The sequence below is a fragment of the Streptomyces narbonensis genome (genome assembly GCF_014649015.1).
GTDB classification, from domain to species: Bacteria; Actinomycetota; Actinomycetes; order Streptomycetales; family Streptomycetaceae; genus Streptomyces; species Streptomyces narbonensis.
Genome location: NZ_BMSF01000003.1, coordinates 190,930 through 205,827 on the forward strand (window position 1 = coordinate 190,930; position 14,898 = coordinate 205,827).

General features: G+C 73.5%; 12 protein-coding genes. 4 read left to right on the forward strand and 8 right to left on the reverse strand.

Annotated features, from left to right (window positions below; all coding sequences use genetic code 11):
- Positions 1-64 precede the first annotated feature (64 nt).
- The 3 genes from IE124_RS35495 to IE124_RS06920 all read right to left on the reverse strand — a co-directional run bounded on the left by IE124_RS35495 (position 65) and on the right by IE124_RS06920 (position 5,188).
- A complete protein-coding gene (locus IE124_RS35495) occupies positions 65-874 on the reverse strand; it encodes a chaplin (RefSeq protein ID WP_189505852.1) in 810 nt (269 codons plus the stop codon).
- 148 nt (positions 875-1,022) lie between these two features.
- A complete protein-coding gene (locus IE124_RS06915; protein ID WP_189505854.1) occupies positions 1,023-2,291 on the reverse strand; it encodes an SWIM zinc finger family protein in 1,269 nt (422 codons plus the stop codon).
- On the reverse strand, positions 2,288-5,188 hold the full coding sequence (locus IE124_RS06920; protein WP_189505855.1) for an SCO1167/SCO6262 family helicase: 2,901 nt from the start codon (positions 5,186-5,188) through the stop codon (positions 2,288-2,290). Before IE124_RS06920 ends, IE124_RS06915 begins: the two co-directional genes overlap by 4 nt.
- Positions 5,189-5,418: 230 nt before the next feature.
- Between IE124_RS06920 and IE124_RS06925 the strand changes: the two genes are divergently transcribed.
- On the forward strand, positions 5,419-5,754 hold the full coding sequence (locus IE124_RS06925) for a hypothetical protein (RefSeq protein WP_189505857.1): 336 nt from the start codon (positions 5,419-5,421) through the stop codon (positions 5,752-5,754).
- A gap of 289 nt (positions 5,755-6,043) precedes the next feature.
- Positions 6,044-6,313 (forward strand): DUF6343 family protein, encoded by a 270-nt coding sequence (locus tag IE124_RS06930; protein WP_370468742.1) that lies wholly within the window; start codon positions 6,044-6,046, stop codon positions 6,311-6,313.
- Positions 6,314-6,323: 10 nt separating this feature from the next.
- Here the strand turns inward: IE124_RS06930 and IE124_RS06935 are convergent, their stop codons facing one another.
- The 4 genes from IE124_RS06935 to rpsA all read right to left on the reverse strand — a co-directional run bounded on the left by IE124_RS06935 (position 6,324) and on the right by rpsA (position 10,102).
- Entirely contained in the window at positions 6,324-6,692 is a 369-nt protein-coding gene (locus IE124_RS06935; protein WP_055644140.1) for a tetratricopeptide repeat protein, read from the reverse strand.
- 112 nt (positions 6,693-6,804) lie between these two features.
- Positions 6,805-7,410: a dephospho-CoA kinase gene (coaE, locus tag IE124_RS06940; protein ID WP_189505860.1), complete on the reverse strand. Its 606-nt coding sequence runs from the start codon at positions 7,408-7,410 to the stop codon at positions 6,805-6,807.
- Between the two features lie 53 nt (positions 7,411-7,463).
- Positions 7,464-8,402: a PAC2 family protein gene (locus IE124_RS06945; RefSeq protein ID WP_189505862.1), complete on the reverse strand. Its 939-nt coding sequence runs from the start codon at positions 8,400-8,402 to the stop codon at positions 7,464-7,466.
- Between the two features lie 188 nt (positions 8,403-8,590).
- Positions 8,591-10,102, reverse strand: a complete 1,512-nt coding sequence (gene rpsA / locus IE124_RS06950; RefSeq protein WP_015032828.1) for a 30S ribosomal protein S1 — start codon at positions 10,100-10,102, stop codon at positions 8,591-8,593.
- Positions 10,103-10,457: 355 nt separating this feature from the next.
- On the opposite strand from rpsA, the gene IE124_RS06955 reads away from it, so the two are divergent.
- Together IE124_RS06955 and hrpB are read left to right on the forward strand one after the other, a co-directional pair.
- The gene (locus IE124_RS06955) at positions 10,458-11,306 is read left to right on the forward strand and encodes a class I SAM-dependent methyltransferase (protein WP_189505864.1); all 849 of its coding nucleotides are present in this window, start codon (positions 10,458-10,460) and stop codon (positions 11,304-11,306) included.
- 59 nt (positions 11,307-11,365) lie between these two features.
- On the forward strand, positions 11,366-13,930 hold the full coding sequence (gene hrpB, locus IE124_RS06960) for an ATP-dependent helicase HrpB (protein WP_189505866.1): 2,565 nt from the start codon (positions 11,366-11,368) through the stop codon (positions 13,928-13,930).
- Here hrpB and pgfA read toward each other — a convergent pair.
- The gene (pgfA, locus tag IE124_RS06965; RefSeq protein WP_189505867.1) at positions 13,914-14,891 is read right to left on the reverse strand and encodes a cell envelope lipid trafficking protein PgfA; all 978 of its coding nucleotides are present in this window, start codon (positions 14,889-14,891) and stop codon (positions 13,914-13,916) included. The genes hrpB and pgfA overlap by 17 nt on opposite strands.
- Positions 14,892-14,898: the final 7 nt, after the last annotated feature.

The following is a 14,898-nucleotide window of genomic DNA, read 5'->3' on the forward strand; positions in this document are numbered from 1 at the left end:
CGCGCGTCGGTCGGGGCGCGAAAGACGGACCTGGGGTCCGGTCCCCGGCGCGGGGACGGGACCGTCAGGCCTGGTCCCCGGCGCGGCGGGCGCGGCGGTACATCAGGGCGCCGCCGAGCAGCAGCGCGGCGCTCCCCGCGGCCGCGTAGCCGACGGTTTCCGAGCCCGTGGCGGCCAGCGCGACCGAGTCGGACTCGGTCTGCGGCGCGTGGGCCGGAGCGGGGACGGGCGCGGGGGCGGGCTTCTCGGTCTCCTCGGTGCTCGGAACCGGCACGTTCCTGACGGGGGTCTGCGGGCGCGGCGTCGGCTTCTCGATCGGCTGGGCCGGCTTGCCGGGGCCGTTGACCGAGGTGTTGCCGACGGACGGGTTGCCGATGCCCACGACGTTGACCGAGTTCCCGCTGACGTTCACGGGGAGGTCGATCGGGAGCTGGAGGCCGTTGCCGGAGAGGATGCCGGGGGAACCCTCGGTGTGGGTCTCGGCGGTGGCGCCACCGCCGTTGGAGGAGCCGCCCCCTGCGGAGCCGCCCTCGTGGCCACCGCCCTGCTCGCCGCCGCGCGGGGTGCCGGGCAGGTCCTTGTGCGACCCGCCCCTGTCCTCCTCGCCGTAGCCACCCGGCTCGGGCGCGGCCGACTTGTTGGCACAGCTGTTGCCGGCCGCCGGGTTGAGCAGCCCGATGACGTTGACCGTGTTGCCGCAGACGTTGACCGGCACGTGGACGGGCAGCTGCACCGTGTTGCCGGAGATCACTCCCGGCGAACCGACCGCGGCGCCCTCGGCACCGGCGTCCGCATGGGCGGCGCCCGCCGAGAGCGCGAGCGCCCCACCCGTGACCATCAGTGTGGCCAGACCACTTCGGCGCATCTGCCTCATGGCTTCCTGCCTTCCGGAGGTGTAAACGGGCAAGTGCCCGTACCGGAATCAACGCGACAAACACGGGTGCCGGATCCGGCCGTTGGCGTGATTCACTCCTTCGAGTGGGGTGCCTGGGGCGCCGTTCGAGTGTCGGCGCCCCTTCCCGTCACCCTCCCAGCAGGTCGGTGAGGGCGCCTACCGGGTCCGGATCGGGCTCGCCGCGCGGCCACCAGTCCTCGCGGCCCGCGTCCGACTCGTAGCCGTACCAGAGGCCGTCCCGGCCCAGTCTGAGCTGGAGGGATTCCGTCGAGAGCCGGTTGCGCCAGGGCCGGAAGGCGGGGAAGTCGGCGGCCAGCAGCGCGGGTCGGGCCCGGTCGAACGGACCGGCCGGCGGATCCCAGGGCTCCTCCAGGACGGCGAGTCCGGCGGAGCCGCCCTGCCGCCAGGCGGCGACGGCACGGGCCAGGTCCGTGGGGGTGCGGTCCAAGGCGTAGGCCAGGTCGCGGTAGAGGGCGCGGGTCGAGGCGGTGAGCCCGGACCCGGGGTGCGCGGCGGCGAGCCGGACCGCGTCCTGCCAGGGGGTGAGTGCGGCGACCGGGTCGTGTCCGGTGGCGAGGAAGGCGTGGGCGCGGACCGCGGCCTCGCTCGCGAGGAGGTCGAGGGCGAGCGGATCGGGGGCCTCGGGATCGGGCGGGAAGACGGCCGGGCGGCCCGGGCGGGCGGGAAGCGCCAACGGCCGGGGCAGCGGCAGGAGTCCGGCCGCCGTCGCGGCGAGCGCGGCGCGTGCGGGGACCGTCGGCATCGGCGGCGCCGCGGCGGTCGTCTCGGCGGCGGACCGGGCGGCGTTGCGCCGGGTGAGTTCGGCGAGCAGCTCCTGCTCGCCGCGGCCGCGCATCAGGAAAAGGACGAACGGGTCCTCGTCGAGGAGTCTCGCCGCCTGGTAGCAGAGCGCGGCGGCGTGCTTGCAGGGGTAACCGTCGTCCGGGCAGGAGCAGTCGGGGACGAGGTCCCCCGGCGCGGGCAGCAGGCCGGTGACGGCCTCCAGGGCGTGTGGCACGTCCTTGTCGAGGAGGGCGGCGATGTGATCGGGGCGGGCGGTGGCCTCGTCGAGGAACCGCTCCCAGCCGTCGTCGCCGAGGGTCCGCATCCTGATCTCGGTGCGGTACGGCCGGGTGCGGCTGCCGTGGACGTAGGCGACGACCCGGCCGGGGGTGACGGTGATCGCGTCGACGTGGCCTCGCCCGGCGTACGCCTTCCCGCGCGCGAGGCGCGCCGGGTCCAGGGCGGCGCCCTCCAGCGCCTCGACCCAGGCGTTCCCCCACCAGGTGGCGGCGAACCGCCCGTCGGGCGCGTCGCGGGGCGCGACCTGCGGGAAACTGCGGCGGCGGTCGTCGTGTCGGGGCAGGGCCCCGCGGGCGGAGCGCGGGTGGTTCACGCGTGCCTCCTCAGGGACACCAGATCGGCCAGCTCACGGTCCGTCAGCTCGGTCAGGGCGGCCTCGCCCGAACCGAGGACGGCGTCGGCCAGGGCGCGCTTGGCGAGCAGCATCTCGGCGATGCGGTCCTCGACCGTGCCCTCGGCGACGAGACGGTGGACCTGCACCGGCTGGGTCTGTCCGATCCGGTAGGCCCGGTCGGTGGCCTGCTCCTCGACGGCCGGGTTCCACCAGCGGTCGTAGTGCACGACGTGGCCGGCCCGGGTGAGGTTGAGGCCGGTGCCCGCGGCCTTGAGGGAGAGCAGGAAGACGGGGATCTCGCCGGCCTGGAAGCGGTCGACCATCCGCTCGCGCTCGGCCACCGGGGTGCCGCCGTGCAGCAGTTGGGCCTGGACGCCGCGCGCGGCCAGGTGGTCGGCGAGGAGCCTGGCCATGGACACGTACTGGGTGAAGACGAGCACGGACCCGTCCTCGGCGAGGATCGTGTCGAGGAGCTCGTCGAGCAGGGCGAGTTTCCCGGAGCGGCCGGCCAGCCGGGCCGTGCCACTGCCGCGCGGCGCCTGCTCCTTGAGGTACTGCGCGGGGTGGTTGCAGATCTGCTTGAGGGAGGTCAGCAGCTTCATGACGAGACCGCGGCGGGCCATCCCCTCGGCGGCCTCGATCTGCGCCATCGTCTCGCGGACGACCGCCTCGTACAGCGAGGCCTGTTCCCGGGTGAGGGACACGGGATGGTCGGACTCGGTCTTGGGGGGCAGTTCGGGGACGATCCCGGGGTCGGACTTGCGGCGGCGGAGCAGGAAGGGCCGGACGAGCCGGGCGAGCCGCTCGACGGCCTCCGCGTGCTCGATCTCCTCGTTGTTCTCGACGGCCCTGGCGTGGCGGGAGCGGAAGGCCTTGAGCGGGCCGAGGAGACCGGGGGTGGTCCAGTCGAGGAGCGCCCACAGTTCGGAGAGGTTGTTCTCCACGGGGGTGCCGGTCAGGGCGACCCGCGCCGGTGCGGGGATCTCGCGCAGCGCCTTCGCGGTCGCGGAGAACGGGTTCTTGACGTGCTGTGCCTCGTCGGCGACGACCATGCCCCATTCCCGCTCGGCGAGTTGGGCGACGCTGGTGCGCAGGGTGCCGTAGGTGGTGAGGACGAAGCCCCCGGCCGTCCCGTCCGCTCCGCCGAGCCCGCGGTCGGCGCCGTGGAAGCGGCGCACCGGGGTGCCGGGGGCGAACTTCTCGATCTCCCGCTGCCAGTTGCCGAGGAGGGACGCCGGGCAGACGACGAGGGTGGGGGCGCGGCGGGCGCGGCGCAGGTGGAGGGCGATGAGCGTGACGGTCTTGCCGAGGCCCATGTCGTCGGCGAGGCAGCCGCCGAGGCCGAGCGAGGTCATCAGGTCCAGCCAGGCGAGGCCGCGGAGCTGGTAGTCGCGGAGGGTGGCGGCCAGGCCGGGTGGGGCCTGCACGGCCTCGGGGCCCGCCATGAGCCGGTCCCGAAGGGCGGCGAGCGCCCCGACCGGGACGGCGGGGACGGTCTCGCCGTCCACCTCCGCGGTACCGGTGAGGGCGACGGCGAGCGCGTCGACCGGTTCCAGCAGGCCCAGTTCGCGCTTGCGGGCCTTGCGGACGAGGACGGGGTCGACGACGACCCACTGGTCGCGGAGGCGTACGACGGGCCGGTGGGCCTCGGCGAGGAGGTCCATCTCCCGCTCGGTGAGGGGATCGCCGTCGAGGGCCAGCTGCCAGTTGAACCGCAGGAGCTCCTCGCTGTCGAAGAAGGCCGTGCCGTCGGTCGCGGAGCCGGGCGCGGAGAGGGCGGGGCGGACGACGGCGGAGGCGCTCAGCGAGCGGGCCAGCTCGCGCGGCCAGTGCAGGGCGACCCCGGCATCGGCGAGCCGGGCCGCCGCGGGGCCGAGCAGCTCGTACAGCTCGTCCTCGGTGACGGCGAGGACGTCGGGCACGTCCCGCTCCAGGAGCCGGGCCAGCGGGGGCCAGACGCGGGCGGCCCGGCGCAGGGCGAGGACCGCGTCGATCCGGGCGCGCGGCCCGAAGTGCTCGCCGTCCCCGGCCCACAGGGCCAGGGCGTCGATGACGAGGGTCGGGTCGGCGAGGCTGTGGATCTGGAGGACGGCGGCGGCGGCCTGACGCTCTGCCCCGCTCTCCTCGCCGGCGGCGGTGTCGGCGATGTCGAAGAGTTCGTACCCCGACAGGTCGAGGCGGAGCGAGACCCGTACGCCCGCGTCCATCCCGGCGGCGGCCTCCGCCGCCCAGGCACGCGCGCGGGGCAGGTGCTGCGGAGCGCGGGCCGCGAATGGCGCCCCGACCGCGTGGGCGGCGGCCGGGGTCCTGGGCAGGGTGTCGGCGACCGCGTCGAGGAAGGCGCGCACGAGCGCCTCGGGCTCGGGCAGCCTCAGCGGGCCGGACCCCGGTGCGGGCACGGCGTGCGCCTCGTACGGCATGGCCGCGGCGATGGCCCGCAGGTGGGCGATGTCCTCGGCGTCCAGCGGGCCGGCCCGCCAGGCGTCCAGGTCGTCGGCGGTGAGACCGGGCAGCAGCCTGCCGCGGCCGACCAGGTGGAGGGCGTGCAGGGCGGCGGCTCCCCAGCAGGCGGTGGCGGGGTGCGCGGCGGGGTGGTGCCGGGCCGCGACGAGGTGGGGCAGCGCGGCGGCGACGGGGAGGGTGACGGCGGGCACGACCCGCGTACGGGCGCCGCTGCCGTGGCGCCGGACGACGGTCAGCTCGACGCGCTCCGGGCCGTCGGGGGTGATGGGACCGGCCGCGGTGGAATCGGGTCGGCCGCCGGGCGCGGCGAGCTCGGGCAGGGTGCCGCCGTCCGGGGCCCAGAAGGCGACGCGGCCCTCGCGCGGCAGGGCGGCCGGAAGGAAGACGGCCGCAGCGGTCCAGATGTGCGTCACTGCTCTGCTCTCCTCCCGCTGTGCGGCGGATTCCGACGGGATCTCCGCCGGCTCTCCTACTGGAACTCCGACCTTACGGGTGGGGTCTGACAACCACCGCCGACGCCCGTTCGCCCGTGCGGCCCACCAGCGGATGCCACGGGGTCCGACAGGCGGCATGGTGGCCTGGAACAGGGGTGGACCCGGGGTGCTGCCGACCGCCGCCTTCGTACGACAGAAGAGGATTCGCCATGTCCGTTCGCCGGCGTTTCACGACGGCCTCCGGAGCCGTCCTGCTCACTCTCGCGGTGGCCGGCTGCTCGGGCCTCGGCCGCACCACCGTGGGCCCGATCGCCTACGTCACGGAACGCGACGTGGCGGTGAGCGTGACCAGCCCCTCGGTGAACGGCTGCCACCGCCTGGCGCCGTCCGGCGCGACCGAGGTCGCGAACGAAAGCCTGACCGACATCGTGCTGTACCTGACCCGTAACTGTGAGGGGAAGGAATCCACCTACCTCCCCATCAACACCAGCCAGGCGATCGTGCCGGGCCACCTGCCCTGGCGCAGCTACAGCGTCGTCCACTAGGGGGTGTCGTCACATTCCCGTCGTCGCCCGAAGGGCGGCCCCGCGGCGTCTGGTGCGTGCTCTCGGCGTGCCGGGTGGAAGCCCACGTACTGGACGTACGTGGGCTTTCTCCCGGTGCGGCGAGAGTGCGTGCCAGACGCCGCGGGGCAGACGGGAATGTGACGACACCCCCTAGGGCCTGCCGGACCCTGGGCACGCCCCCGTCGCCCGCTCGCCCTGCCCTTCCCCCTCCCCCGCCGCAGGTCCATGCTGGAGAGGAACAGGGACCCCGACGGAAGGGGTGACCGTGATCCGTTCAGGGAACGAGCCGGCCACCGCGCGCAGCGCTCTGCGGCTGCGGTTCTGGCTCGGTGTATGGGGACTGCTCTGGGCCGCCTTCGGCACGGCCGTGTTCTCGCTGGTGGGCCGCCCGGGCTGGGCCGCGGCCTGTGGCGTGCTGCTCCTGGTGGTCATGGTCGACCTGACGATGGTTCTGCGCCACCTCCACCAGGGCCCGCACTGGCAGCCGGGCCGGGACATCCCGCCCTACGAGCCCGACCGCGGCGGCACGGGCCGCTGAACGGTGGCCGTCAGTTCCGGGTGTCGAACCCCGCCGCCTGGAGGTACTCCGGCTTCGGGTCGAGCGCGGCGGCGAGCCGGAAGTGCCGGGTGGCCTGCGCGGTCTGCCCGGAGCGCTCAAAGGTCCGGGCGAGGGCGAAGTGGGCGAACGCGTTGTCCGGCTCGCGCTCCAGGACCAGCTCGAACTCCAGCTGGGCCGGACGGAGCTGGGCGGCGGCGAAGAACGCCCGGGCTCGCAGCAGTCGCGCGGCCGTGTTCTCGGGATGGGCGGCGATCACCGAGTCCAGCAGCTTCACGGCCCCACGCGGGTCCCGCGCGGCCAGCAGGTGCTCGGCGGCGCGGAAGTCGATGACGTGCGTTTCCGGATTCGTGTCGGCCACGATGGCATCCTTCCCTCGATGAGGTGAAGGAACACCGAACCCGGCGGGCGCATTCCGCTGCCGTGCCGTCCCCTGCCCCGGCGCCTGGCGTGCGGCGCCGTGGGCGCGCGGCTCAGGCCGGGGCGGCGGCCCGGCGCTCCAGCTCGTCCCAGACCTTCAGCACCTGCGGTTCCAGCGACTCCAGCGGACCGTCGTTGTCGATCACGAGGTCCGCGATCGCCAGTCGCTGAGCCCGCGTGGCCTGGGCGGCCATCCGGGCGCGGGCCTCGGAGGCGTCCATCCCCCGGAGGCGTACGAGCCGGTCGAGCTGGGTCTCGGGGGACGCGTCCACGACCACGACCAGGTCGTACAGCGGCGCGAGTCCGTTCTCGGTGAGCAGGGGTACGTCGTGGACGACGACGTCTCCGGCGCCCGCCCGGCTCTCCAGCTCCGCCGACCGGGCCCCGACCAGGGGGTGCACGATGGCGTTCAGCGTGGCCAGCCGGTCGGCGTCGGCGAACACGATGGAACCGAGCTTCGGCCGGTCGAGTGTCCCGCTCTCGGTCAGGACGCCGTCCCCGAAGGCCTCCACGACGGCCGCGAGCCCCGGTGTCCCGGGCTCGACGACCTCGCGGGCGATCCGGTCCGCATCGATCAGCACGGCTCCGTACGAGACGAGCAGCCGCGACACTTCGCTCTTGCCGGCGCCGATCCCGCCGGTCAGGCCCACCTTCAGCATGAGCGGCAGCTTAGGGCCTGGCCGGCGAGGACGGTGGGGCGCCCCCGGAAGAGCTAGGCGTCACCCTCCCGCTCGGCGAGGAAGCGCTCGAACTCGCGGCCCAGCTCGTCGGCCGACGGCAGGTCGACCGGCTCGGCGACCAGGCTGCCGCGGGTCTCGGCGCCGGCCACCGCGTCGTACTGGTGCTCAAGGCCCTGGACGAGCGCGACGAGTTCCTCGTCGCCCTCGCCGATCTGGCGGTCGATCTCGGTCTGGGTGCGGCGGGCCTCCGTCCGCAGCGCGTGGGCGACGCCGGGGAGCACGAGACCGGTGGCGGCCGTGACGGCCTCCAGGACGGTCAGGGCCGCGTCCGGGTACGGCGAGCGGGCCACGTAGTGCGGGACGTGGGCGGCGACCCCGAGGGTGTCGTGGCCGGACTCCGAGAGCCGGTACTCGACGAGGGACTCGGCGCTGCCGGGGACCTGTGCCTCGTCGAAGGGGCTGGTGTGCCCGGGCATCAGGTCCGTGCGGGTGCCGTGCGGGGTGAGCCCGACGGGGCGGGTGTGCGGGACGCCCATGGGGATGCCGTGGAAGTTGACCGCGAGGCGCACGCCGAGCCGCTCGACGATCTGGCCGACGGCGGCGGCGAACCGCTCCCACTCGACGTCGGGCTCGGGGCCCGAGAGGATCAGGAAGGGTGCCCCGGTGGCGTCCTGGACGAGGCGGACCTCGATGGACGGCGTCTCGTACGCGGTCCAGCGGTCGCGCCGGAAGGTCAGCAGGGGGCGGCGGGCGCGGTAGTCCACGAGCCTGTCGTGGTCGAAGCGGGCCACCAGCTGGTGGGGCAGCGTGTCGAGCAGCCGCTCGACGATCTGCTCACCCGCCTCGCCCGCGTCGATGTAGCCGTCGAAGTGGTACAGCATGACCAGCCCGGCCGACTCCTGTGCCAAGGCCAGGTCCACGACGGCCAGGCCCTTCGGGTCCCATTCGTACAAATCCTGGGGATCAAGCACGATTACCGCTCCTCCTCGTGTTCTCTCTGGCAACGCCGTGAGCCGCACCACCATTCCCGAGCGGGCCGATCTTCCGGAGGAGGAGTCCGGGTGGGGCCCGACAAGGGCGCGGAAACGACCGAGGCCCGCTCCCCCGAAGGGAAGCGGGCCTCGATTCGCTAGCGGCTAGCGCTCAGCGGAGAGCCTGTTCAGCTCTGGCCGCCGGCGAGCTTCTCGCGGAGGGCGGCGAGCGCCTCGTCCGACGCCAGGGCGCCGGAGTTGTCGTCCGACTCCGAGGAGTACGAACCACCCGAGATGCCCGCACCGGCGTTGCCGGCGGCCGGGGCGGCAGCGCCCTCGGCAGCGGCGGCCTCGTCGGCCTCGCGGGACTTGATGACCTGAGCCTGGTGCTGCTCGAAACGAGCCTGCGCCTCGGCGTACTGGGTCTCCCAGGCCTCGCGCTGGGTCTCGAAGCCCTCGAGCCAGTCGTTGGTCTCGGGGTCGAAGCCCTCGGGGTAGATGTAGTTGCCCTGGTCGTCGTAGGACGCGGCCATGCCGTACAGGGTCGGGTCGAACTCGACCGAGGCCGGGTCGGCACCGAAGGACTCGTTGGCCTGCTTCAGCGAGAGGCTGATGCGACGACGCTCGAGGTCGATGTCGATGACCTTGACGAAGATCTCGTCGTTGACCTGGACGACCTGCTCCGGGATCTCCACGTGGCGCTCGGCCAGCTCGGAGATGTGGACCAGACCCTCGATGCCCTCGTCCACGCGGACGAACGCACCGAACGGAACCAGCTTGGTGACCTTACCCGGGACGACCTGACCGATCTGGTGCGTACGGGCGAACTGCTGCCACGGGTCCTCCTGCGTCGCCTTCAGCGACAGGGAGACACGCTCGCGGTCCATGTCGACGTCGAGAACCTCGACGGTGACCTCCTGGCCGACCTCGACAACCTCGGACGGGTGGTCAATGTGCTTCCAGGACAGCTCGGAGACGTGCACGAGACCGTCGACGCCACCCAGGTCCACGAAGGCACCGAAGTTGACGATCGAGGAAACGACGCCGGAGCGGACCTGACCCTTCTGCAGGGTGGTGAGGAACGTCTGGCGAACCTCGGACTGGGTCTGCTCGAGCCAGGCACGGCGGGACAGGACCACGTTGTTGCGGTTCTTGTCCAGCTCGATGATCTTCGCCTCGAGCTCCTTGCCCACGTAGGGCTGGAGGTCGCGGACGCGACGCATCTCGACGAGGGAGGCCGGCAGGAAGCCACGGAGGCCGATGTCGAGGATGAGACCACCCTTGACGACCTCGATGACGGTACCGGTGACGATGCCGTCCTCTTCCTTGATCTTCTCGATGGTGCCCCAGGCGCGCTCGTACTGGGCACGCTTCTTCGAGAGGATCAGGCGGCCTTCCTTGTCCTCCTTCTGGAGAACCAGGGCCTCGATCTCGTCGCCGACCTTGACGACCTCGTTCGGGTCGACGTCGTGCTTGATCGAGAGCTCGCGGCTCGGGATGACGCCTTCGGTCTTGTAACCGATGTCGAGCAGGACCTCGTCCCGGTCGACCTTCACGATGACGCCGTCGACGATGTCGCCGTCGTTGAAGTACTTGATCGTCTCGTCGATCGCGGCGAGGAAGGCTTCCTCGTTACCGATGTCGTTGACCGCAACCTGCGGGGTGGTGCTGGTGGCGGTGGTCTCGGTGCTGCTCGTCATGTGGGAAAGGGCTCCGGTTACGGACAGAAAGTCGTAGGTACTGCTACGCCGAGAGCCCGTATCGCACCAAGAAGCCGGACAGCAATGAAGCCCCTGCCCGGGAACCGGGAGGCGCCTCGAAAACCGAGGGGACATACAACAGGTACGAGCGCGGCCTGCTCCGTCTGAGGCGCGCAGGCCCGCAGCGCAACCTTTAGCATACGGGGGCGGCCGGACAGGGTCAATGCGCGAAGCGCGCACCCGGGGCAGATCCGCGCAAACCCGGCACTATTTCTTGCCGCCGCGCCGGATCCACACCGCATCGGCGGGGGCGGCCGCACGGCTGCACTGAGCGCAAACTACATCGGCGGGCGACATGAACCAAGAGTACGAACAGCACGAAGACCAGGACGCGGCCGAGGACGACGCCGAGGCCACCCGGCGTGACGCGGGGGACGCGGAGAGCAGCCGGGCGAGCCGCGGCTGGTGGGACCGGAACGCGGACGAGTACCAGAGTGAGCACGGGGCCTTCCTCGGCGACGACCGGTTCGTGTGGGGGCCCGAGGGGCTGGACGAGGCCGAGGCGGAGCTGCTCGGGCCGGCCGCCGCGCTGAAGGGGCGTGACGTCCTGGAGATCGGCGCGGGGGCGGCCCAGTGCTCGCGCTGGCTGGCGGCGCACGGGGCTCGGCCGGTGGCCCTCGACCTCTCGCACCGGCAGCTCCAGCACGCGCTGCGGATCGGCGGGGGCGTGCCGCTGGTGGAGGCGGACGCCGGGGCGCTGCCCTTCCGGGACGGCTCCTTCGACCTGGTCTGCTCGGCGTACGGCGCGGTGCCGTTCGTCGCCGATCCGGTACGGGTCTTCCGCGAGGTCCGCCGGGTGCTGCGGCCCGGTGGCCGCTGGGTCTTCTCGGTGACGCACCCGATCCGCTGGGCGTTCCCGGACGAGCCGGGGCCGGAGGGGCTGTCGGTGGCGGCCTCGTACTTCGACCGCACGCCCTATGTCGAGCAGGACGAGCAGGGCCGGGCCGTGTACGTGGAGCACCACAGGACGATCGGGGACCGGGTGCGGGACGTGGTGGCCGGCGGCTTCCGGCTCGTGGACCTGGTCGAGCCGGAGTGGCCGGCCTGGAACAGTCAGGAGTGGGGCGGCTGGTCCCCGCTCCGGGGGAACCTGATCCCGGGCACGGCGATCTTCGTCTGCGAACGCCAGGATCAGTCCTATTAATAGGTGGGTCCTGTGGACAGCCGGACCCACCTCTTCTCGGCGCGTACGAGACTGAGTGCGTGATCCGAAACGACGCACTCGACCTGCTTCCCGTCCGCCATGCCGTCCCCGAGCTGCTGACCGCGCTCGCGGAGCGCGGCACGGCGGTGCTCCACGCGCCGCCCGGCACCGGCAAGACCACGCTGGTGCCGCTCGCGCTCGCGGGGCTCATAGGGGACGGACCGGAGCGGCGGGTGCTGGTGGCCGAGCCGCGCCGGATGGCGGTGCGCGCGGCTGCCCGGCGGATGGCCTGGCTGCTCGGCGAGGAGGTCGGCGGGACCGTCGGCTTCTCGGTGCGCGGTGACCGCCGGGTGGGGCCCTCGACCCGCGTCGAGGTGGTGACCACGGGTCTCCTGTTGCAGCGGCTGCAACGCGACCCCGAGCTCGCGGGCGTGGACGTGGTGCTGCTCGACGAGTGCCACGAGCGGCACCTGGACGCCGACACGGCCCTGGCCTTCCTGGTGGACGTGCGCGCGGCCCTGCGGCCGGAGCTGAAGCTGATCGCGGCCTCGGCGACGAGCGACGCGGAGGCCTGGGCGGAGCTCCTCACGGTCGTGGACGGCAGCGGGCCCGCGCCGATCGTGCGGAGCGAGGGCGAGGGGCACGGATACGCGGTCCGGTTCGCGGCTCCCCCCGCCGGGATCCGGCCCGCGCACGGCACCTGGGTGGACCCGGCGCTGCTGCGCCATGTGGCGGCGACGGTCCGGCTGGCGATGGAGCGGCACGAGGGGGACGTCCTCTGCTTCCTTCCCGGTACGGGGGAGATCGCGCGGACGGCGGGGCTGCTCGCCGGACTGGACGCGGAGGTGCTCCAGCTGCACGGCCGGGCGCCGGCGGCGGTGCAGGACGCGGTCCTGCGGGGTGCCGGGCCGGGCGGGCGACGGCGGGTGGTGCTGTCGACCTCGGTGGCGGAGTCGAGCCTGACGGTGCCCGGGGTGCGGATCGTCGTGGACTCGGGGCTCGCGCGGGAGCCCCGGATGGACCACGCGCGGGGGCTGGGGTCGCTGGCGACGGTGCCGGTGTCGGTCGCTGCGGCGACCCAGCGGTCAGGCCGCTCGATGCGTGAGGCCTTCGGCACCGTCTACCGGTGCTGGGCGGAGGCCGAGGACGGCAGCCGGGCGCGCTTCCCCTCTCCCGAGATCAGGATCGCCGACCTCGCGGACTTCGCCCTGCGGGTCGCGTGCTGGGGCGATCCGACGGCGGAGGGGCTCGCCCTGCTCGACGCGCCGCCCGTCGGCGCGATGGCGGCGGCCCGTTCCGTGCTGGCGGCGGTGGGCGCGGTGGACGAGGACGGCCGCGCGACCGAGCGTGGCGGGCGGCTGGCGCGGCTCGGGCTCCACCCCCGGCTGGGGCGGGCTCTCCTGGACGGCGCCGCCGAGGTGGGTGTCCGGCGGGCGGCGGAGGTGGTGGCGCTGCTGAGCGAGGAGCCTCCCCGGGAGTACGGGGACGATCTGACGGCGGCGTGGCGGTCGGCGCGGCGGGGCGGGGACGGGTACGCGGCCCGGTGGAAGGCGGAGGCGCGGCGCCTGGAGCGTTCGGCCGGCGAGGTGGCCGAACCGGCGGGAAGCGAGGGAAGGGCAGGGCCCGGCGCGCGGGCGGGCGGTGAGGACGCCGTGGCCGGGTTGGTGACGGCGCTGGCCTTTCCGGAGCGGGTGGCGAGGGCCCGGGAGCAGGGCGGCTATCTGATGGTGTCGGGCAGCGGGGCCCGGCTCTCCGAGAGTTCGGGGCTGCGGTCCACCCCATGGCTGGCCGTGGCGGTGGCGGACCGCACGGCGCGGGACGCCACGGCACGGGTGCGGCTGGCGGCCGTGGTCGACGAGGGCACGGCCCGTTGGGCGGCGGGGCATCTGCGGGCCACGGGCGAGGAGGTCCACTGGGAGGGCGGCGACGTGGTGGCGCGCTCGGTGGACCGGCTGGGCGCGGTCGAGCTGACCGTGCGGCCCCTGGGGTCCGGGGCCGGGCCCGCTCTCGTGCGGGAGGCACTGCTCGACGGGTTGCGGCGGGAGGGGCTCGGCTTGCTGCGGTGGAGCCGGGACGCCTCGGAGCTGCGCGAGCGGCTCGCGTTCCTGCACGGGGAGCTTGGCGCGCCCTGGCCCGACGTGGCGGACGGGGCGCTGGTCGACCGTGCCGAGGAGTGGCTGGAGCCCGAGCTGTCCCGGGCCGCGCGCCGGGCCGATCTGGGGAGGATCGACGCCGGGCAGGCCCTGCGGCGGCTGCTGCCCTGGGCGACGGGCGAGGCGGGCCGGCTGGACGAGCTCGCGCCGGAGCGGATCGAGGTGCCGAGCGGTTCGCGGATACGGGTCGAGTACGGGGACGGGCGGCCGGTGCTCTCGGTGAAGCTCCAGGAGATGTTCGGCCTGGCCGAGACGCCCCGGGTGGCGGGCGTGCCGGTCCTGGTCCATCTGCTCTCCCCCGCCGGACGGCCGGCGGCCGTCACCGCCGACCTGGCGTCGTTCTGGCGGGAGGGCTACCGCGCCGTCCGGGCGGAGCTGCGGGGCCGCTATCCGAGGCATCCGTGGCCGGAGGACCCCTCCGCGGCGCAGCCGACCCGGCACACCAGTGCGCGGCTCAGACGGGAGGGGTGACGGGTGCGGGCGGCGCCGACGGGCGGCGTGAGCGGGCCTCCAGCCAGAAGGCGAGGGCGAGGAGGGCGAGGGCCAGGACGGTGAGGCTCCAGGGCATGTAGGAGACGAGCATCATGACCATCAGACGGTTGGAGCCGACCAGCTCGACGACGCTGTCGACGTAGTCGCCACGCATCTTCACGTGCCCCTCGAAGACGGTGATGGTGTCCTGGCCCATCAGTGCCTTGGCGTTGCGGAGCTCCTCGCGGTGGATCTCCTCGCCGTTGACGGGAGCTCCGGTGACCGGCTCGACCCAGAACATGCGCTTGGTGGTGTACCAGCGGGTGAGGCCCGAGTCGGCGAGGATCTGCGGGGTGATGCCCTTGACCGGCATGGCCTTGGGCATGGGGACCTTGGTCCAGGGGACGGTCTGCTCGAAGTAGTAGACCTCCAGGCCGCGGAAGGTCTGTGTGCCCTTGTAGTGGATGGGGGCCGAGGTGCGGGTCTGGGCGTCGAAGTACTGGTAGTCCCGCTTCTCGGTGAGGAAGGGCCACTTGAACTCGATGCCCTCGCGCCGGACCGGGTCGCCGTCGACCGACTCGCCGGTGGCGTTGACGGGGTCCTGGGTGTGGGCGTCGAAGATGTACCGCTCGGGGACCTTCGAGACCATCTTGCCGTCGGGGCCCGTGACGTAGGCGAGGGCGTCCCAGACGACGACGTCGCGCCCGGCGTCGCGTTCGATCCGCTTCGACTCCTCCACGTTGCCCTTGAGGGTCTGGATGATCGTGATCTTCTCGACCTTCTCGGCCTTGAGGGTGGAGTAGTTGAGCAGGGTCGCCGGCCGGGCTTCCAGGACGGTCTCCTGGTACTGGTTCGGCGGGATCTTCGCCAGGCGCGGGAAGGCGTACCACCGCAGGGTCGGTGCCATCGCGGCGCAGCAGACGGCGAGGGCGAGGAGGACGAGGCTGGCTCGGCGGCGCATGGTCGCC